Here is an 18,671-nt window from a genome sequence, read left to right as displayed (position 1 = left end):
GTCCGCACCTGCACTTCGAGGTCTGGGACGCCGACGGCATGAAGCTCAACCCGGTGCCCTGGTTGCAGGACCACGGGATCACGACCTGAGCGGCGCCATCCGCCGCGGGCGGCGCACTGGATGCGGCGCGCGCAGGAGAGAGGGCGTGGGCGTGGCGTCCGTGCTGGAAGGGCTGGGCCCGTACGCCCGGTCGACGATGCGCGAGCACGGTCTCGACCCGACCCGCTGTGCGTCCGGTCAGGCGCCGGGGCCGACGGGGTCGCGGCGGGTCGGGCTCACCGCGGCGACCGCCGATCGGTGGTCCCGCACCACGTCGAGGGCGATCAGGGCGAGGTTGGTGGCCAGCACCGCGCCGGCCAGGGCGCTCAGGGCGGCGGGGAAGCCGTCCGCGGCCAGGGCGCCGAGCCCCGAACCGGCCAGGGCCGCGGCGAGCACCGGTGGGCCGGACGAGCGCGGACGCCCCCGACGCGCACCCGCCAGGTGGACGCCGAGACCGGCCGCGACAGCCATGACCGGGACGGCGATCGACGGACTGCCGAGGAAGGTCGCGGGCGACAGGCTCGCCGTGACCAGCAGCGCCGCCGACCACGCCCCGAGGCCCAGCACCACCGGGGCTGCGATCCGCATCGCCACCGACACCCGGGGCCCGAACCCGCCCCGCCGCACGCGGCGGACCATCCACCCGAGTAGCACGGCGGCCGACACGGCCGCGCCGAGGAGGGTCCCGAGCAGCACCCGGGCGACGGTGGGCAGGCTCAGCGCCCCGGGGTCGAAGCCCACCTCGCGGGGGCGGTAGCCGGAGTCGTCGACCGCACCGGTGTCGAAGAAGGTGGTCAGCAGCGTGCGGCCGGCCTCGGGCTGTTCCCGCCAGAAGTCGCCGACGTGCCCGAACCCGGCCAGCACGACCTGGTCCCCGTCCGGCAGGGTCGGCAGCAGCTCCGTGGTGGCGTGGGCCGGCGGCGTCGAGACGTCTAGCTCGCCGCTGACCAGCAGCGTCCGCACCGCGCTCGGCCGCGGCTCGCGGTAGTCGACGGCGTCGGCGGGCACCGGCCATGAGCCGGTCAACAGGCCGCCCGCCAGCAGGAAGTCGGCGCCGGCGTTGCCGAGGATCGTGCCCGGGTCGCCACCCGCTCCGTAGTAGGCGTCCACCGCGGCGGCGTCGGTCATGGCTGTGGCGGCGGACTCACCCCACACGAACGAACCGGGGAAGACCAGCTCGGCCATGATCGAGATGGCCCACAGGCCACTCGGGTCGCCCTCGGCGGCGGTCAGCCAGGCATCGAGGGTCGCGGGGGCGTTCAGCGGGGCGGCCGACGACGTGGTCTCGAACAGGCCCCACAACGTCGCCGCGCGCACGGCCCCCGCCTTGACCGGCAGCGTTCCCCAGCGGCCGGGGACGTCGGCCGCGGTGGCGCGGAGAGTGGCGGCGAGGTCGTCGGTGCGCGCGGCGCAGCCGGCGTCCAGCCGGCAGAGCTCGGCGTAGCGGACGATCTGGGCGTCGGTGACCGCCGGGTCCCACAGGAAGTGGCCGGGCGGGTTCACCCCGATCATCGCCGAGCGGTGCAGCGCCTGCGGCCGCCGCCACGAGTAGACCATCGCCGTGCGGGTGCCCGCGCTCTGGCTGAGCAGGTCGATCCGGGGGTGGCCCAGGGCACGACGGGCGTCCTCCAGGTCCTCGACGCGCTGGGTCAGCGTGTAGCCGCGCAGGTCGACGCCCTCACCGGCCAGCCGGCGCGAGCACGCCGCGAACGCCTCGGCCGTGCGGTGCGCAGCCCCCTCACCGACCAGGTCGGCCGACCCCCGCACCGCCGACTCCACCTCAGGGCAGTCCAGAACGCTGGAGCCGTCGACCCCGCGGTAACCGACGAGCACCACGTCGTGCCGCTCGACCAGCCGGCTCGCCATCGGGAACACCATGTTCGTCTGACCGGGTCCGCCGGCGAGCCGAAAGACGGGCTCCGCCGGGTCGACGCCGGTCGCGCGGACGCGCACGACCGGCAGCGCGATCAGCCGGCTGCCGAGGTCGTCCCGGTTCTCCGCGACGACCAGTTCACCGCAGTCGGCGGGGAGGTCGCCCGCCTCCGTCGCGTAGGTGCAGGGGCGCAGGGAGAGCTCACCCGCACGGGCGCCCGCGGGCACGGTGATCCGGGTGTCCGGCAGCGCCAGCCCGACGAGGCCCGCCGCCGCGAGCCCGATCGCCGCCAGGGCCACCGCCCTGGACCTGTCGAGAGTCCCCACCACGACCCCCGCTCCCGCACCGACGACGACCGAGCCGAGTGTCGTGCGGGCGGGCGGGCGGCTCACTGGTGCGAGCCGGTGGAAGGTGGGTGGGGCGGGCCCTACCCGTGTGCGAGGCCGTCGTACTCCTCAGCCGACCGGGGCAGCGCCTCGACCGCGACAGCACCGAAGCCGGCCAGCTCGGTCAGCCGGTCGAACTGCTCCCGGCAGGTCCTCAGTGAGTTGCTTCAATGACTGTCAAGCGGTGCTTGGTCGTGGCTGGGTGGCGGTGAGGAGTCGGAGGAGTTCGCGCTGATGCAGCGCTTGAGGATGCGGATGACGTCGCGTCGGTGCCGCCTTCGGTGGTGCGACGGGCGAGGTAGGCGCGGGTGCGTGGGTCGCGGCCGAGCCGGGTCAGGGCGACGGTGTAGAGCGCCCGGTTCAGACGGCGGTCCCCGCCGCGGTTGAGTCGGTGGCGCCGGGTGCTGCCCGACGAGGCCGGTAGCGGGGCGACGCCGGCCAGGGCGGCGAGGGCGGCTTCGGAGTGGCCGGTGGCCATGCCGACGCGGTCGATGCGCAGCAGGGTGCCGTCGACGATGACGAATGCCTTGCGTGCGGCGACGTCGATCGCCCGTCTACCAGGGACTTCACTCATCTCGGTGGTGCCACGCCGCGCCAGACCTGCACCGCCTCAGCAGGTTGGAGAGGCTGTGAAGGGGTCGCCTCAGGCCGAGGCCGGGAGCTGCCTCGGCCCGCGCACGCAACCGCTCGTCGGCAGGCCCTCGAGAGCCTGTCGACTGACGAGCCGGCCTGGCGGGGAGCACTCAGATGCGGGGCAGGTCGTCGTCCCAGTTGCGAGGAGCGATGTAGCCGGTTTGACCGCGTTCGAGACCCAGCGCGAGGATCGGGCCGTTCATGTCCTCCTGCCAGATGAGCGATTCCGTCGCGATGTGCTGGGGGTGGTCCTGGACGGTGAACACGGTCAGGCCGGTTTCGCTGGGGTAGTGCGCGTGCTCGCGCCACGACGGTGCGGACAGCAGGAGATCGCCCGGGGCGAAGTCGATGCGCCGGCCGTCGACGACGGAGTACCCGGTGCCCTCGACGTGGTAGTTGATGGCCACCGAGCTGTGGCGGTGGCCGGCTCCCTCGGGCCGTGGGCGGTGCCCGTGCGGGATGCGGGACAGTGTGACGAAGAAGCTGCCGGTCGCGCCCTGCCGGCGTTCGGTGGCCGGGTTGTAGAGCGCCATGATCGTGCGTTCGCCGTCGCCGGTGGACTGCGACATGAGACCGGAGACGGTCCGGTAGGGCCAGTGCCGCAGCCGGTCCGGGACGGGCTCGATGTCGACGAGGAACTCGTAGCCGCGCAGGCGCGCGCCGGTGGGGGAGACCTCGTGGTCCGGGGCGCTGCCGCGGTCGGCGACCTCCGCGGGCTCGTCCATGTCGATGGGGCCGTCGACGACGGTGCCGGGCACCCAGTCGGCGGGGACCTCCTCGGCGTAGAGGGTGCCGAGGTGCGCCAGCAGCGGCGCGTTCGAGTACGCCAGCCGGATCCACGGCCCGTCCCCGTCGTTGCGGAACCGGTGCGGCTTCATCGACGGGACGGTGGCGACGTCGTTGCGCGCCATGTCGATGGAGGCGCCGGCGACGTGCACGGTGCCCGTCCCGGCGAGGCAGATCTGCACGATGCTCGAGTTGCGCCGCAGCGGTGTCGTCGACTCCCCGGGGAGCAGGACCTCCACGGCGACCTCGACGCCGGGGGCGAAGCTGCGTCCGGTGGTCGACTCGGGGTGCACCAGCAGGGCGGATCGGCGGCCGTTGTCGGGTGCCGGGCCGGTGGAGATCCGCTCGATGGTCGCCTCGATCTCGGCGGCCAGGATCCGCAGCGGCGCCCACGGGGTGGGGCGGGCGGCTGCTTCTCCCGACGTGTCGACGGCACGGGCTCCGGAGTCGAGGACGACGGTGGGGACTCGGGGGTCGATGGCGGTCATGGGGTCCTCTCTGGCGAGCGGTAGGGGTTCAGCCGGCCGTGAGGCCGACGAACGCGCTGCGGTGGAATACGAGCGGATCGGTGCCGGTGGTGGTTGAAGCGGTGTGCACGCGCAGCACGACCAGGAGGTGGTCGCCGGCGTCGACCTCGTCCTCGACGGTGCAGACGAGCCGCGCGGTGCTGCCCGCGAGGTGCACCGCGCCGTGACCGGTCTCGAGGTCGATCCCGGCGAACCGGTCGCCAGTCCTGGCGGCGAGGGCTCGGGCCGCGTGCTCGTGGTGGTGGGCCAGCACGCTGATCCCGAGGCGGTCCGCGGTGCGCAGCAGGGGCCAGGTTCGAGACGTGCGCTGCACGCAGACGCAGGCGAGCGGCGGGTCGAGCGAGACCGGGACGAACGTGCTCATCGCCATGCCGACGCGCTCGCCCGCGACCATCGCGCACACCGCGACCACACCGGTGGGGTAGCTGCCGAAGACGGTGCGGAGGTCGTCCGCGCCGAGGGCGTCCACAGTCGTGCCACTGTCCGGGCGGCGGGTCATCGTCGTCGGCCTTCGGGGGAGAACCGGATCGGTAGCCTGGTCGGGCCGAGGTGGTTGCCGCCCCGCATGCTGCTCCAGGTGGCCTCACCAGCAGCCCGCATCGGCGGGTGCGCGGTCAGCGCGGTGAGCAGGATCGACAGCTCGGAGCGGGCCAGCGCGGCCCCGGGGCACAGGTGGAGGCCCCAGCCGAAGGCCAGGTGCCCCCGGGTGTCCCGATCGACGTCGAAGCGGTCCGGGTCGGGGAAGCGGTCCGGGTCGCGGTTGGCCGCGGCGAAGGACAGCAGGACCGCATCTCCCTCCGCGATGTCCTGGCCGGCGACGGTGACCGGGCAGGTCGCCCGGCGGGCGAAGTTCTGGGCGGGGCTACAGCGGCGCAGCATCTCCTCGACGACGCGGGGGGCGAGGCCGGGGTCGGCGCGCAACCGGTCCTGCAGGTGCGGTTGCTCGACGAGCAGGTGCACGAGCGTGCTCGCGGAGTTCATCGTGGTCTCGTGCCCGGCGACGGCGAAGGTGGCCAGGATGCTGGTCATCTCGTCCTCGTCGAGCGGGCGCCCGTCGATCTCGGCGCCGAGGAGGTCTCTCACGAACCCGGCCCGGCCGTGCGCGCGGTGGTCGGCCAGCTCCCGCTGCATCAGCTCGTAGATGCGGGTGCGGGCGCCGGCGAAGTCGACCTCCTCGTCGCCGCCGGCGAGCGAGCCCCACATCTGCTCGGTGACCTCCCGGAACTGCGCCACGGTGTCCGGGTCGAACCCGACGAGCTCGGTGAGGACGAGCAGCGGCAGCGGGAGCGCGATCTCGCGGACGACATCGCCACCGCCGCCGGCGGCGAACCGCGCGACGAGGTCGGCGATGGTGCGTTCCAGGAACGGCTTCATCGCCCGCACCCGCGCCGGGCTCAGCGCCGGGGTCATCAACCGCCGGTAGGCGGTGTGCAGGGGCGGGTCGAAGTCGATGGGGATCGCCCGCTGGGTGCCGTCGGTCGGGATGCGGTGCCCGGACGCCGAGGAGAACGTGGCCGGGTCGCGCAGGGCGCTGCGGACGTCGTCGAAGCCGGTGAGCACCCAGAACCCGCCGCGGCGCTCGGACCGCACCACCGGGCCCGCGGCCCGGGCTGCGGCGTAGAGGCCCCAGATCCCGGGCTCGCTCAGCTCCGGGTCGTAGGGGTCGAACTCGACGGTCGGACGGTCAGGGCGCACTGAGGACATCGCCGGAGACCTCCTCCTGCTGCTCAGCTGCGGTGGCGGGGTGCGGGCTGCGCAGGGCCAGGGTGGCGGCGAGGCTCACCAGCCCGAGGGCGACTACGTAGGCCGAGATCGCGGTGCCGTTCCCGGTCGTGGCGAACAGGGCGGTGGCGACGAGCGGGGCGAGGGCACCGCCGAGGACGCCGCCGATCGCGTAGGCGATCGAGGAACCGCTGTAGCGCACGGCGGTCGGGAAGGCCTCGGCGACGTGGGCCCCGTACGGACCGCTGGCGATGGCGACGCCGATGCCGGTCACCACGCAGGCGACCACGATCGCGGCGAGGCCGCCGGTGTCGATCAGCCAGAAGTACGGGAACGCCCACGCGGTCAGCAGGGCGACCCCGGTGAGGATCACCGGTCGGCGGCCGCGCCGTTCGGCCCACACCGCGGCCAGGGGGATGACGCCGGCCCAGACCAGCGCGGTGACGACGGTGACCGCGAGCATCGTCGACGGGTCGGCGAGCCCCCGGGCGGCCACGTAGGTCAGCGTGAACACCAGCAGGACGTTCGCGAGTCCCGAGGCGGCGATGTTGATGCCCGCGGCGGGCAGCAGTGTGCGCGGGCCGCGCAGCACGTCCGTGAGGGGGGAGCGCCGCACCCGGTCCTCGCGGCGGACGCGGACGAACTGCGGGCTCTCGTCCAGCCGCAGCCGCAGCACCAGCCCGAACGCCACGAGCAGTGCGCTGAGCAGGAACGGGATCCGCCAGCCCCAAGCGGCGAAGGCCGCGTCGTCGACCGACAGGCGGACGACGAGGAACACCAGGCTCGCCAGCACGATGCCCAGCGGCAACCCCATCTGGGGGAAGGCGCTGTAGAGGGTGCGCCGTCCCGGCGGCGCGTGCTCGAGCGCCAGCAGTGTGGCGCCGCCCCACTCCCCGCCGACCCCGACGCCCTGGGCGAACCGCAGCACGACGAGCAGGACGGGAGCCGCCACGCCGATGGCGGCGTAGGTCGGCAGCAATCCGATGAGCAGCGTTCCGATCCCCATGACCAACAGCGATGCCACCAGCATGCGGCGCCGGCCGACGCGGTCGCCGAAGTGGCCCATGAGGGCGCCGCCGACCGGTCGGGCGACGAACCCGATGGCAAAGGTGGACAGGGCGGCGAGGCTGCCGGCGACCGGGGACGCACCGGGGAAGAACTGCGGGGCGAACACCAGCGCGGCGGCCGTGCCGTAGATGAAGAAGTCGTACCACTCGATGGTGGTGCCGATCAGGCCGGCGATGGCGACGGTGCGAGCGCGCTGCGGCGAGGGTGAAGACATCGTCGTCTCTCTTCGTGGCGGGGGGTCAGGACCGTTCGAGGACCGGCGCGGACTGCTCGAGCAGAGCGCGCACGCGGGGCGCGCCGTCGTCGGTGAGCGGGATCAGCGGGGCGCGCACGTGCGCCGAGGCCAGTCGGGACCGCTGGTGCAGCACCCACTTCGCGGGTGCGGGGTTGGTCTCGACGAACAGCAGGTCGACCAGCGGGTGCAGGGCGTAGTGCAGCTCGCGGGCTGCCTCGTGGTCAGCCGCCTCCCAGGCCTCGTACATGCGGGCGACGGCCCTCGGCGCCAGGTTGCTCACCGCGGAGATGAACCCGGCGCCGCCCAGGGCCAGCAGCGGGAGGCCGAGCAGTTCGATGCCCGACCAGACCATCAGGTCGCGCCCGCACAGGTGCAGGACCCGCGAGAAGTGTTCGAAGTCCTTGGTGGTCTCCTTGATGCCGACCACGTTCTCGCAGTCGCCGAACAACCGGGCCACGGTCTCCGGGGCTAGGTCGACCGCCGTCCGCGACGGCACGTTGTAGATCACTATCGGCAGGTCGGGGAACTCCGCGGCGACCGTGCGGTACCACCGGTACAGCGCCTCCTGCGTCGGCCGGGCGTAGTACGGGGTGATCACCAGGGCCGCGTCGGCGCCGGCGTCCCGCGCCGCGGCGGTGATCTCCAGCGTCTCGTCCAGCTTGGTCGACCCGGTGCCGGGCAGGAACGGGACGGCGTCGTCGACCTCCTCGGCGACCGCGCGGATCGCCGCGATGCGCTCGGCCACCGTCTGCGCGGACGGTTCACCGGTCGAGCCACCGATCGAGATGCCGTGCGATCCCGAGTCGAGCTGCCAGCGGACCAGCCCCCGCAGCGAGGCGAGGTCGAGCCCGCCGTCGTCGGTGAACGGGGTGATGACCGGGGCGATGGAGCCGCGGATGCGGGACGGGTCGCTGCGGTACTTCACGGGGTGCCTCCCACGAGAAGGCGCGCGACCGCCAGGTCCGACAGGCCCATGCCCATCCCCTTGAACACGGTGCAGCGCGGGTCGGCGGGTCGCGCCACCTTCCCGGTGACGACCTCGGCGAGCGTGGCGACGCTGTCCCAGCCGCCGCTGTCATCGAAGTGCTCGTGCAACTCGCGCGAGGCGCGGCGGGCGCTCTCCGCGCTGTCCACGACGGTGAGCGCGGAGTGCGCGATCAGGGCCGGGTCGAACTCCGCGTGCGAGGGCAGGATCGCGCCGACGGCGTTGAGGTGGGCGCCGGGGGCGAGGTGCTCCAGGCGCAGGAACGGCTCCTGGGCCCGCGTGATGAGAGTGACCACGGGTGCGTCCCGGGTGGCGTCCTCGACGGAGTTCGCGACGACGACGTCGACCTGGATCTCGCTGCGGACCTGCTCGGCGAGCGAGTGGGCCTTCTCGGCCGTGCGGTTCCACAACCGGACGCGGCGCAGCGGCCGGACCGCCGCGACCGCCTCGACCTGGCGCAGCGCTTGCCGGCCGGCGCCCAGCACGGCGAGCTCGTCGGCGTCGTCGGCGGACATCCAGCGGGTCGCGAGCCCGGCCCCTGCCGCCGTCCGCAGCGAGCCGGCGGCGCCCGCCTCGGCCACGCCGATCGCGATCCCGTCGGTCGCCGAGAACAACGACATCAGCGCCGTGGCCCCGGTCGGCGTGTTCACCCAGGTCTTGAAGACCACGAGGTCGGCGTCGCGGTCTACGGCGCCCAACGCCTGCGCGCTCCCGCGGGCGTCCCCGACCGGCCAGGTGGTCATGGCCTTGTCGAGGTTCCACGCCGTCCCGCGGGCCTCGTGGGTGAGCACCTGCTCCAGGGAGTCGATGACCTGCGGCAGCGTCGGTCCGGCACGGACGTCGTCCTCGGTCCAGGACCTCATCGCAGCGCCTCCAGCATCTCCCGCGGCTGGAAGGCCGCGGTCTCGTCGACGACGCCGTGGCGCAGCACCCCGACCCCGGACACCTCGACCTCCACCTCGTCACCGGGCCGCAGGAACCGCGGCGGATCCATGCGGAAGCCGATGCCCTGCGGGGTGCCGGTCGCGATCAGGTCGCCGGCGCGCAACGGCGTGAACGCGCTGATGTAGGCGATCAGGTGGCCGAAGGAGAAGGTGAGCCGGTCGGTGGTGTCGTCCTGCACCGTCTCGCCGTTGAGTCGGGTCGTGACGCGCAGCGGGCCGGTGCCGACCTCGTCGCGGGTGGTCAGCCATGGACCGATGGCGCCGCTGCGGTGGACGTTCTTCCCGGCCGTGGCCTGGGTCGAGTGCTGCTGCCTGGTGCGCACGCTGTTCTCCGCGACGCAGGTGACCCCGGCGACGTGCTCCCACGCCCCCTCCGGGGCGATTCGCCGTCCCGGCCGACCGATGACCAGGGCCGCCTCGCCCTCCCAGTCCAGCGAGTCGTCGTCGGCGGGGCGCACGACCGGGCTCCCGGCGCCCACGAACGAGTCGGCGAATCGGACGAACAGCGTCGGGTGGGCCGGGGCGGCGTCGGGGCGCCCCGCCTCCGTGGCGTGGGCGGCGTAGTTGAACCCGACGCACACGATCTTCGGGTGATCGCCGACCGGGGGTTCCCAGGCCAGCTCGTCCACGGCGACGCGGGGGTCGTCGGCGTGGGGGACCGGTGGTTCGGAGAGCACCGCGTCGAACGAGGCGATGCGGTGGTCGACGCGGACGACCGCGGCTCCGTCCACGATGCCGAAACCGCGCTGACCCGACGCGAGCCGGAAGCGGGCCAGCCTCATGCGGTCACCACCGGCTGCAGGGCGCGGACGGGTTCGCGCAGGCCGACGCCCTCCAGCAGCGGGAGCACGCCGCCGGTGAAGTCCGCGATCCCGGCGTCGTAGTCCACCCAGGTCAGCAGGGCTCCGGCGATCCCGGCCGCGCTGAGCACGCCGAGCCGCTGCGCGATCGTCTCGGCCGTGCCGACGAGCGGGAAGCCGCCCGCCCCGGCGGCGAAGCGCTGCCGCATCGCGGCGAGCACCTGCGGCGGCATCAGCTGCGTGTTCGCCCCCTGCAGGCGCATCCAGGCGTCGACGCTCTCGGTGTCCTCCTGGTCGACCGAGAAGCGCCGGTAGAAGGCCTCGGCCTCGGCGTCGGTGTCCCGCTGCACGACGACGGTGTGGGTCCAGACCCGCACTTCCCGGCCGAACTCGGCCAGGGCCATCTCCTTGTAGGCGCCGATCTGCTCGCGGATCGCGGCCTCGTCCTCGGAGTGCACGATCACGAAGCAGAGGTCGGCGTGCTCGGCGGCGAACCGCATGCCGCGCGGCGAGCCGCCCGCGTTCATGATCGGGATGGTGGGCTGGACCGGCTTGGGCTGCGAGACACCGCCGATGACGTCGAAGAAGGATCCGTGGAAGTCGAATTCGTCCGTCTCGGCCCACAGCCGGCGCACGACCTGGAGCCATTCGGCGAGGTGGTCGTAGCGTTCGTCGTGCTCGCGCAGGGGAGCGCCGAACATCTCCAACTCCGGCTTGTTCCACCCGCCCACGACGTTCAGCGCGAATCGACCACCGGAGATGTGGTCGATCGTCGCGGCCTGCTTGGCCGCGACGATGGGGTGCATCGTCGGGGCGTGCGAGGTGGCGAACACCGCGATGTCCCGCGTGGCGGCGGCGATCCCGGCCGCCCAGGTGAACGGCTCCATCACCCGTCCCGAGCGGTGCTCGGGGCGGTTCTCGGGGTAGCCCTTCCACCGGGCGAACGGGACGACCGCCTCGAAGCCGGCCCGGTCGGCGGCCCGCGCCGTCCGCAGCGACAGGTCCCACGCCATGTCGTGGGCCTCCGGGGCCAGCGTCTGGGACGCGCCGGACCCGTTGGTGCAGAACAGGCCCAGCTTGAGCGGGTTGTCGCCGAAGAGCGGATTCATCGCGAACCTCCTCGTCCGTGGTGGTGCCACTGACGGTAGGAATGCGGCTCGCATAACACCATGACGAGTAGTGGGATGGATCGATGAGGTTCCTCGTATGCTTCAGCTCCCGCTGCGCCGCCTCGATCTGTTCTGCACAGTGGTCGACGAGGGCGGGGTCACGCGGGCGGCCGAGCGGCTCCACGTCGCCCAGCCCTGGGTGTCCGCGCAACTGCGCAGCCTGGAGAAGGCCGTCGCCGCGCCCCTGTTCGTCCGCGACGGCCGCCGCCTGGCCCTGACCGAGGCCGGTCGGCGCCTGTACGCGTGGGCCACCGAGGTCCTCGCCGGTGGCGCCCAGGTGCAGCGCGACATCGAGCACCTGAGCTCGGGCACGGCCGGTTCGCTGATCGTCGCCACGAGCATGGCGATCGGCACCTACCTCGTCCCGCCCCTGCTCACCGAGCTGCGCAAGGAGCGGGCGGGCGCCGACATCACTGTGCGCATCAGCGAACCGGCCGCCGCGCTGCGCAGCGTCGAGATCGGCGAGGTCGACTTCGCGGTGGCGACGTGGTCGGACGAGATCGACCACGGGGCGCTGCACGCGGAGAAGCTGTGGGAGGAGTCGCTCGTCCTCGCCTGCGCCCCGGACGGGCCGCCGCACGCCGACGCGATCGACTTGGCCGAGATCGCCGAACTGCCCGTCGTGGGAGTGCCGGCCGGAGTGGCCTTCGACCACATGCTCACCCACCAGCTCCGCCGCCACGGCGTCGACCGCGTGCCGTACGTGATCAGGCTCGGCCACGCCGAGGCCATGAAGCGGGCCGTCGCGGCGAACGACTGGGTGTGCCTCGCTCCGCGGTACGTGGTGGCCGACGACGTCGCCGCGGACCGACTGCGCGCCGTGGAGATCCGCGACGCACGGCTCGTCGAGGGCATCGGCCTGTTCCATCGCGCGGCCAAGTACTTCTCGCCCTTGCAGGAGGCCGCCGTCGCCACTCTCCGTGAGATATCGGTGGCCAGGGCCATCGGCGCCGCGGCACCAGTCCCACCCGTCGCCCCGTCCGATGGCTGAACGCCCTGACCATCTGGCTGCGGCCCGTGGGCGGTCACTCCGTCGCGCTGCCCCCGCGGAGTGGAGAGGGTTGATTCAACAATCTGGGCCCAGGCCGGCAACCACTCGTGGGCGGCGGCGGTGAGTGCCCGTACCCCGGTCGTGAGTGTGGGTTCGGTGACCGGGGGGTAGAGCGGGGAGTGGTTGGACGGCTGCTGGGCGACCCGGGCGGTGATCTCGGCCCGACAGCGTGCCGTCGTGGGTGGCGGTGCGGTCCTCGGCGGTCGCGCTGGCGCAGGATGGCGATCCGGAGCCTCTCGCCGCGTTCGTCGCCCGTGGCCTCCGTGACGACGACCAGAACATCGCGAACGTGGACTACTGGGCGTACCGGGTCGGGGAGATCGCCGACACCCAGGTCGACGACCGGTTCATGACCGAGGCCTCGACGCGTCCGTGGTCGGGCGCGCTCCTGCTGGAGCATCTCGTGCCGCGGGTCCGCGAGGGCTCGCCGCACCTGGCCTTGAACGCGCACACCTTGTGGGCCCTGATCCTGTCCCGGCCTCGCGTCCTGGAGGAGCAGCCACACCTGCGAACACAGGTCGGCCACCAGGTTGAGCGGGTGCTGGACGCGCCCGGCCTCGATCCGGCCACGAAGCAGCAACACCGGGGTCGCCTACGCGGTCCGGCTCGCCCGAGGGTGAGGCAGGATCGAGATCGTGGACGCGCAGGAACCTGAACCGGGCCGGACTGACGCGGGCGCCGACGGGCTCGCGGGCCTGGCGTTCGAACTCGGGGTGCTCAAGCGACTGCGCCGCACCGGCTGGGCGCACGCGGGAGTCCGGGACGCAGAGTCCATCGCCGACCACAGCATGCGTGTTGCCCAGCTCGCATCGTTGATCGCCGCGGAGGAGGGTGCCGATGCGGCGCGGGCGGCGCTGATGGCGATCTGGCACGACTCCCAAGAGACCCGCAGCGGCGACATCCCGCACACCGCCCGCCCCTACATGGCGGCCCGGATCGACCCCGAAGCGATCACCGCCGATCAGGTGGCCGGTCTTCCGGAAGCCGCCGCGAAGACGGTGCGGGAGACCGTGTCCGAGTACGAGGCGCAGACGACCCTCGAAGCCCGGTGCGCGCGAGATGCGGACAAGCTGGAGTGCCTCATCCAGGCCGTCGAGTACCAGGCGGCCGGCAACACCGGTGTCCAGGGATGGATCACCTCGTCGCGGGCGGCGATCCGGACGCGCACGGCCGAGCGCATCGCCGAGGCCGCACTGCGGGTCTCCCCGCTCGGGTGGCGCAGCCGCTGACCCGAGGCGCGTCATGATCGAAGCCACACCTATCCCACCTGAAACAGCCGGCATCAGTCACCCAGGGCGGTAGGTGTTCGGGAACGTGCTGCGCCATCGCTGCAGGTGGACGATAGTCTCCACAACTTGTCGGTAATAAACAGAAGTCCGGAAGGCTAATCGCAGGGTTGCTGGTCGGCCCTACCGCCGGGCGGCGCCGTCGACGTGTCCGCAACTAGAGCGCTCGCGTGGTCACCGGGTGGTCACTGTGGTTGTCATGTGGTCTGGTTGATGGGCTAGAGCTGTAGGTCTTGCCATCGCTGCGGTCCGGCTTGAAACGCCCCCGAACGCACGCGCGTTGCGCTGTTCCCGGCGATCGCACTCGCGCTGCTCGTCGTCAACGTGGTTCTCGGCCCTGTCCGAGCCGGGTTGGCGGCTGCGGTCAGGCCACGCGCATTACCGCCCAACACCTCGTCCGAACAGCAGTCCACTGTGGCGACCTGCGGCTTCGTGACGGAGGCCGGCCGAGTTCGATCGGCTCGATCAGCCGGCGTCGCTCAGTCGTTCGCCGTCGACGCCGAGCCAGCGAGCAGCCGCCTCGTTTCCGGGGTACATCAGCTCGACCCGCAGCTCGCTGAGCGTGACGTCGTGAGCGGAGTCGAACCGGGCGACCAGCGCGAAGAGCTCGAACACGTCGTCGCCGATCCGTACCCGGGCGCACGTCATCGGGCCGTCGTCGGTGACGGTCCCAGGCGGCAACGGGCCGATCAGTTCTGCTGCCTGCTCGACGAGTGCGTGCAGCCGGGGATCGCGTGTCCGGTCGGCCTCGTGTCGCTGTCGTGTGAGCCAGGAGGTGGCCACCTCCGGCCAGTTCTCGATCGCATCCCGCCACGGCCCCGGCCCGAAGTTGCGGTCCACCAGTTCCTCGGGTGTCAGCCCGACGAGACCGGGGGTCACTCGTTCGAACGCCGCGTTGGCGCGGAGGACGGCGCCGTACCGGTTGACGACCGCGGCCGGCAAGGGCTCGTGGCGTCGAAGGAGTGAGTCGATCGCGGAGCTGTAGCGCATCAGCTGGTCGTCGTCGAGCGGCCGCTGCGGGAACCGGGCGGGCAGCCCGGCGGCCTCGAGCAGCGCATTGTGCTCCCGGGGCTGCAGGCCGAGGGCCTGGGCGAGACGCTGCACCAACTGGGCGCGGGGGCGGCTGCGCCCGGTCTCCAGGAACGACACGTGCCGCGTGGTGGTCGAGGCGCGCTGGGCCAGCGCGAGCTGCGTCAGTCCGCGCGCGCTGCGCCACCGGCGCAACTGCATGCCGAACGGTCCGGCGCCGACGTCGGCATCCTTCATGACGTCGAGCGTATGGGCGACCACGATTCCCTGGGAGGGAATCGACAGCATTCACCTGGAGTCCCACGCTGGTTGTCGTGAACTCACGACGCGTCCTGGTCGTAGCAGCGGTACTCACCGGTGGAGTCGCTGTGGCGCTGGCGGTGCTTCCGACGAGCATGCTGGGCTCGCTGCTGGATGTCGACGGCCCGGCCGCGGCGGCCTTCCTGGTGCGCCGGTACGCGGTGTCGGCCACGGCCGCGCTGTGCGTTGCGATCATTGGCATCGCCCGTACGTCGAGCCCGGAGCGCGTCGCTCTGCTGGCCGTGGCCACGTGGTTCGCCGTGCAGGGCGTCGTGGCGCTGCTGGGGTTGGCCACCGGGGATGTCGGCGGCCTCGCGTGGGTCGCCGGTGTCGCCGACCCGTTGCTTGCTGTCGGGTTTCTCGTCGCGTCGCGCGGCGCGGGCTCGAGGTCGCCCCGCGCCCTACCTGCGTAGCGTCTTCGAGCGTATGCCCCACGGTCCGCGGTCGACGGAGCGGCTCGTGATCGACAAAGTGATCATTACCGGCCGCCGACCGGCTCGTCCCCGTGTTCCGGCACGTCACGCCGGATGGCGTCGATCAGTTCGACCAGAGCGCGGGCGGTGATCACGTTGCCGGGGACGGCACGCCATCGGTCGGTCGGCGGAACACCCGCGCCGCTGGCGAACCGGTCTCCTGGTCGGGTCACGTGGGGGAAGCCGGTGGCGGCGAGTCGCCGAGCCCACTTGACGTCCAGATTCGCCGGTGCCTTAATTGCGTGTATGCTAAATTATGAGGTGGCGGTGGGACCGGTGCAGCTGTTCACGCGCGCGGCCGAGCGGGCGGCCGCGGTCATGGCCGCAATGGCCGTGGACCAGCTTCACGCTCCGACGCCGTGTACGGAGTGGTCGGTGCAGCAGCTGGTGGACCACATGGTCGGCTCGACGGACTACCTGCTTGGCGCGCTCCTCGGTGGCGAGCCAGATCCCCGGTCGGGGGCCGGGGTCGAGGACTACCGAGCCGGTGTCGTGCGGGTGCTCGACGAGCTCGACCGGCCGGGAGCGCTGGAACGGACGTGCATGTCGCCGCTGGGGTTCGAGTGGACGATCGAGCAGGCCACAGCCGGGACGTTCATGGACAACCTGGTGCACACCTGGGATCTGGCCACGGCCACCGGTCAGGATCCGGGGTCGGATGGCGAGCTGGTCGAGGCCTGCGTGGCGATGTTCCTGCCGGACATGCCCGAGCGCGGCCGCGCCGCCGGGATCGTCGGACCCGAGGTCGCCGTCCCGGCCGGCGCGTCGGCGCAGGACCGGTTGTTGGGCGCCATGGGTCGCCGACCGTGACCGGGCCGTCGGACGAGGCGCTGCGCGCGATCGCGCATCCGAGCCGGCGGGCCATGCTGCGGCTGGTGTGGGACGCCGAGCGACCGGCCTCGGAGCTGGCCGAGGCCGTCGGGCTGTCCCGTCCGGCCGCCAGCCAGCACCTCAAGCAGCTGCGGGACGCGGGACTGGTGTCGGTCCGGGTCGACGCGAACCGCCGGCTCTACCGGGCCGACCTGGCCCGGGTGCGCGACATCGCGGCGTTCCTCGACGAGTTCTGGGCGGCTCCGCTGCAGCGTCTGCGCGCTGCGGCCGAGTCCGCCGGCGGGCGGGAGGCGACAGGGGAGGACAGCGACACCGAGGGCGTGTCGTGAAACTGGTCGTCCAGGAGCTGACGATCGCCGCGCCCGCGCACCTGGTGTACGAGCTGCTGACCGATCCGCGGCAGTTCGTGCGGTGGATGGCTGAGGAGGCCAGCCTGGACCCGCGTCCGGGCGGTGCGGTGCGGTGGACCCACGCCAACGGTGACACGTGCTCGGGGAAGTACATCGAGCTGGTGCCGGGGCGGCGCGTGGTGTTCAGCTACGGCTGGGAGCGGGCGGAAGTGGAGATCCCGCCGGGTTCGACCACGGTCGAGATCGACCTCACCCCCACCGATGACGGCGGCACCGTGCTGCGACTGGTGCATCGTGGGCTCGGCGACCGGGCGGCCGACGCGCACCGCGGTGGCTGGTCGCACTACCTCGACCGGCTGCACCGCCTCGCGGTCGGATCTGCGCCGGGTCCGGACCCGTTCGTCACGATCCGGGTGCCGACCCCGGCCGAGCTGGGTGCGCCGTGACCTCCCGCGACAATGACATCGCCACTGCGGGGCGGGTGGACGTTCGTTCACCTCGCTGGACCGGCGCGGTGCCACCCCCACGGGTTCGGCGCGGTGCTGACGGCAGCCGGCGCGGGCTCGCCCCGCGACCGGCGCCGGGGCCGTGCCTCACCCGCCGAGCTCGCGGGCGCGGCGGGTGAGGTAGCCGCGTTCGGCAGGGTTCGAGGCGAGTGCGGCCGCCCGCTGGTAGGCCTGCCCGGCCTGGTCGTGGCGGCCCAGGCGGCTGAGCAGGTCGCCGCGGGTGGCGTGGAAGGGGTGGTAGCCGTCCAGACCGAGCGTGTCGACAACGGCCAGTGCGGCGGCGGGCCCGGCGACCTCGGCCACGGCGATCGCCCGGTTCAGCGCGACGACCGGGGTCGGGGTGAGCGCATGGAGGTGGTCGTAGAGCGCGACGATCTGGCCCCAGTCGGTGGTCTGCACCGAGCCCGCGTCGGTGTGCACCGCACCGATCGCGGCCTGGACCTGGAACGGGCCGGGGCGGTCGCGGCGCAGGCAGGCCCGCACGATCGCGTGGCCCTCCTCGATCAGGGAGCGGTCCCAGCGGCGGCGGTCCTGCTCGCGCAGCAGGACCAGCGAGCCGTCGGGGGTGTAGCGGGCGGGGCGGCGGGCCTCGGTGAGCAGCAGCAGCGCCAGCAGCCCGGCGACCTCGGGTTCGTCGGCCATCAGTGCGGCGAGCAGCCGGGCGAGCCGGATCGCCTCGTGGCGCAGCTGCGTGCCGATGTCGTCGCGCGGTCCGCGATCGGCGCCGGCGTTGTAGACCAGGTAGATCACGGCCAGCACGGGGCGCAGTCGGCCGGCGAGCTCGTGATCGGCCGGTATCCGGTAGGGGATCCGGGCAGCCTTGATCTTGCGCTTGGCCCGCACCAATCGCTGGGCCATGGTCGGCTCCGGGACCAGGAACGCGCGGGCGACCTCGGCGGTGCTCAGGCCGCCGAGCAGGCGCAGCGTCAGTGCCACCCGCGCCTCGGTGGACAGTGCGGGGTGGCAGCAGGTGAAGACGAGCCGGAGCCGGTCGTCTGTCACCGGGTGCACCTCCGGTTCGTCGGGCGGGTTCGGGTTGAGCGCGCCCATCTCGCGCAGCAGCTCCTGGCCGCGGGCGTCGCGGCGCAGCCGGTCGATGGCCCGGTTGCGGGCGGTAGTGGTGATCCAGCCGCCCGGGTTGGCCGGTAGCCCTTCGACAGGCCAGCGTCGCAAGGCGGTGGCGAAGGCCTCTTGCACGGCGTCCTCGGCGAGGTCGATGTCGCCGAGGACGCGCACGAGGGTGGCGACCGAGCGGCCGTGCTCGGCGCGGAAGATCCGGCCGACCGCCTCCGGGGAGGTCAGGTGCTCAGTCCGGCGAACGGGCGGACCTCGATCGGGGCGCCGATGATCGCTGTGACCTTCGCCGCCCAGCCGAGCGCGGCGTCGAGATCATCGGCCGCGATCACGTAGAAGCCGCCGATGTGTTCCTTCGACTCCAGATACGGCCCGTCGGTGGTGAGCACGTCGGTGCCGTCGGGGCCGGCGCCGCGCACGACGGTGGCGGTGTCGGCCTCGGCGAGGCGACCGCTGAACAGCCACGCCCCACTGGACTTCAGCTCGTCTTCCAGCCGGCTCATCCGGTGCATCGTGTCCTGCATCTGCTCGGCGGTCGGTGGTTCACCGGCGCTGCCGGGGCCGGTGTGCACGGACAGCAGGTAGTGCGCCATGGCGATGCTCC

Annotated in this window: 19 protein-coding genes and 1 pseudogene; 7 read left to right on the top strand and 13 right to left on the bottom strand. The window is 72.9% G+C overall.

Going from position 1 to position 18,671, the window contains the following annotated elements:
* Positions 1-237: 237 nt before the first annotated feature.
* The 10 genes and pseudogenes from KDL28_RS32440 to KDL28_RS32395 form a co-directional block, all read right to left on the bottom strand.
* The gene (locus KDL28_RS32440) at positions 238-2,211 is read right to left on the bottom strand and encodes an alpha/beta hydrolase (protein ID WP_252444707.1); all 1,974 of its coding nucleotides are present in this window, start codon (positions 2,209-2,211) and stop codon (positions 238-240) included.
* 241 nt (positions 2,212-2,452) lie between these two features.
* Positions 2,453-2,761, bottom strand: a pseudogene (locus KDL28_RS32435) (transposase); the annotation flags it as partial.
* 280 nt (positions 2,762-3,041) lie between these two features.
* Positions 3,042-4,205 (bottom strand): cupin domain-containing protein, encoded by a 1,164-nt coding sequence (locus KDL28_RS32430; protein ID WP_252444705.1) that lies wholly within the window; start codon positions 4,203-4,205, stop codon positions 3,042-3,044.
* A 28-nt stretch (positions 4,206-4,233) separates the two neighbouring features.
* Complete coding sequence (locus KDL28_RS32425; RefSeq protein WP_252444703.1) at positions 4,234-4,713, bottom strand: flavin reductase family protein; 480 nt, start codon at positions 4,711-4,713, stop codon at positions 4,234-4,236.
* 26 nt (positions 4,714-4,739) lie between these two features.
* Complete coding sequence (locus tag KDL28_RS32420) at positions 4,740-5,948, bottom strand: cytochrome P450 (protein WP_252444701.1); 1,209 nt, start codon at positions 5,946-5,948, stop codon at positions 4,740-4,742.
* Positions 5,929-7,248, bottom strand: a complete 1,320-nt coding sequence (locus KDL28_RS32415; RefSeq protein WP_252444696.1) for an MFS transporter — start codon at positions 7,246-7,248, stop codon at positions 5,929-5,931. Before KDL28_RS32415 ends, KDL28_RS32420 begins: the two co-directional genes overlap by 20 nt.
* A 25-nt stretch (positions 7,249-7,273) precedes the next feature.
* On the bottom strand, positions 7,274-8,194 hold the full coding sequence (gene dapA, locus KDL28_RS32410) for a 4-hydroxy-tetrahydrodipicolinate synthase (protein WP_252444695.1): 921 nt from the start codon (positions 8,192-8,194) through the stop codon (positions 7,274-7,276).
* Entirely contained in the window at positions 8,191-9,117 is a 927-nt protein-coding gene (locus KDL28_RS32405; RefSeq protein WP_252444693.1) for an ornithine cyclodeaminase family protein, read from the bottom strand. The genes dapA and KDL28_RS32405 overlap by 4 nt, the downstream gene beginning before the upstream one ends.
* On the bottom strand, positions 9,114-9,980 hold the full coding sequence (locus KDL28_RS32400; RefSeq protein WP_252444691.1) for a fumarylacetoacetate hydrolase family protein: 867 nt from the start codon (positions 9,978-9,980) through the stop codon (positions 9,114-9,116). Before KDL28_RS32400 ends, KDL28_RS32405 begins: the two co-directional genes overlap by 4 nt.
* The gene (locus KDL28_RS32395) at positions 9,977-11,107 is read right to left on the bottom strand and encodes an LLM class flavin-dependent oxidoreductase (RefSeq protein WP_252444690.1); all 1,131 of its coding nucleotides are present in this window, start codon (positions 11,105-11,107) and stop codon (positions 9,977-9,979) included. The genes KDL28_RS32400 and KDL28_RS32395 overlap by 4 nt, the downstream gene beginning before the upstream one ends.
* A 97-nt stretch (positions 11,108-11,204) precedes the next feature.
* Between KDL28_RS32395 and KDL28_RS32390 the strand changes: the two genes are divergently transcribed.
* The 3 genes from KDL28_RS32390 to KDL28_RS32380 all read left to right on the top strand — a co-directional run bounded on the left by KDL28_RS32390 (position 11,205) and on the right by KDL28_RS32380 (position 13,447).
* On the top strand, positions 11,205-12,158 hold the full coding sequence (locus KDL28_RS32390; RefSeq protein WP_252444688.1) for a LysR family transcriptional regulator: 954 nt from the start codon (positions 11,205-11,207) through the stop codon (positions 12,156-12,158).
* Between the two features lie 241 nt (positions 12,159-12,399).
* On the top strand, positions 12,400-12,873 hold the full coding sequence (locus tag KDL28_RS32385; RefSeq protein ID WP_252444686.1) for a hypothetical protein: 474 nt from the start codon (positions 12,400-12,402) through the stop codon (positions 12,871-12,873).
* Positions 12,854-13,447, top strand: a complete 594-nt coding sequence (locus KDL28_RS32380; RefSeq protein WP_372497135.1) for an HD domain-containing protein — start codon at positions 12,854-12,856, stop codon at positions 13,445-13,447. Before KDL28_RS32385 ends, KDL28_RS32380 begins: the two co-directional genes overlap by 20 nt.
* 522 nt (positions 13,448-13,969) lie before the next feature.
* On the opposite strand, the gene KDL28_RS32375 is transcribed toward KDL28_RS32380, so the two are convergent.
* Positions 13,970-14,770: a helix-turn-helix domain-containing protein gene (locus KDL28_RS32375; protein WP_252444684.1), complete on the bottom strand. Its 801-nt coding sequence runs from the start codon at positions 14,768-14,770 to the stop codon at positions 13,970-13,972.
* 131 nt (positions 14,771-14,901) lie between these two features.
* On the opposite strand from KDL28_RS32375, the gene KDL28_RS32370 reads away from it, so the two are divergent.
* The 4 genes from KDL28_RS32370 to KDL28_RS32355 all read left to right on the top strand — a co-directional run bounded on the left by KDL28_RS32370 (position 14,902) and on the right by KDL28_RS32355 (position 16,933).
* A complete protein-coding gene (locus KDL28_RS32370; protein ID WP_252444682.1) occupies positions 14,902-15,246 on the top strand; it encodes a hypothetical protein in 345 nt (114 codons plus the stop codon).
* A 336-nt stretch (positions 15,247-15,582) separates the two neighbouring features.
* The gene (locus tag KDL28_RS32365; RefSeq protein ID WP_252444681.1) at positions 15,583-16,116 is read left to right on the top strand and encodes a TIGR03086 family metal-binding protein; all 534 of its coding nucleotides are present in this window, start codon (positions 15,583-15,585) and stop codon (positions 16,114-16,116) included.
* Positions 16,113-16,466 (top strand): ArsR/SmtB family transcription factor, encoded by a 354-nt coding sequence (locus tag KDL28_RS32360; RefSeq protein ID WP_252444679.1) that lies wholly within the window; start codon positions 16,113-16,115, stop codon positions 16,464-16,466. Before KDL28_RS32365 ends, KDL28_RS32360 begins: the two co-directional genes overlap by 4 nt.
* Complete coding sequence (locus tag KDL28_RS32355; RefSeq protein WP_252444677.1) at positions 16,463-16,933, top strand: SRPBCC family protein; 471 nt, start codon at positions 16,463-16,465, stop codon at positions 16,931-16,933. The genes KDL28_RS32360 and KDL28_RS32355 overlap by 4 nt, the downstream gene beginning before the upstream one ends.
* 147 nt (positions 16,934-17,080) lie before the next feature.
* Here the strand turns inward: KDL28_RS32355 and KDL28_RS32350 are convergent, their stop codons facing one another.
* Positions 17,081-18,229, bottom strand: a complete 1,149-nt coding sequence (locus KDL28_RS32350) for an RNA polymerase sigma factor (protein ID WP_252444675.1) — start codon at positions 18,227-18,229, stop codon at positions 17,081-17,083.
* A 62-nt stretch (positions 18,230-18,291) separates the two neighbouring features.
* Entirely contained in the window at positions 18,292-18,660 is a 369-nt protein-coding gene (locus tag KDL28_RS32345) for a YciI family protein (protein ID WP_252444671.1), read from the bottom strand.
* Positions 18,661-18,671: the final 11 nt, after the last annotated feature.

The sequence above is a fragment of the Pseudonocardia humida genome, assembly GCF_023898865.1.
In the GTDB taxonomy this organism is placed as follows: domain Bacteria; phylum Actinomycetota; class Actinomycetes; order Mycobacteriales; family Pseudonocardiaceae; genus Pseudonocardia; species Pseudonocardia humida.
This window is presented reverse-complemented; position numbering and strand designations above follow the sequence as displayed.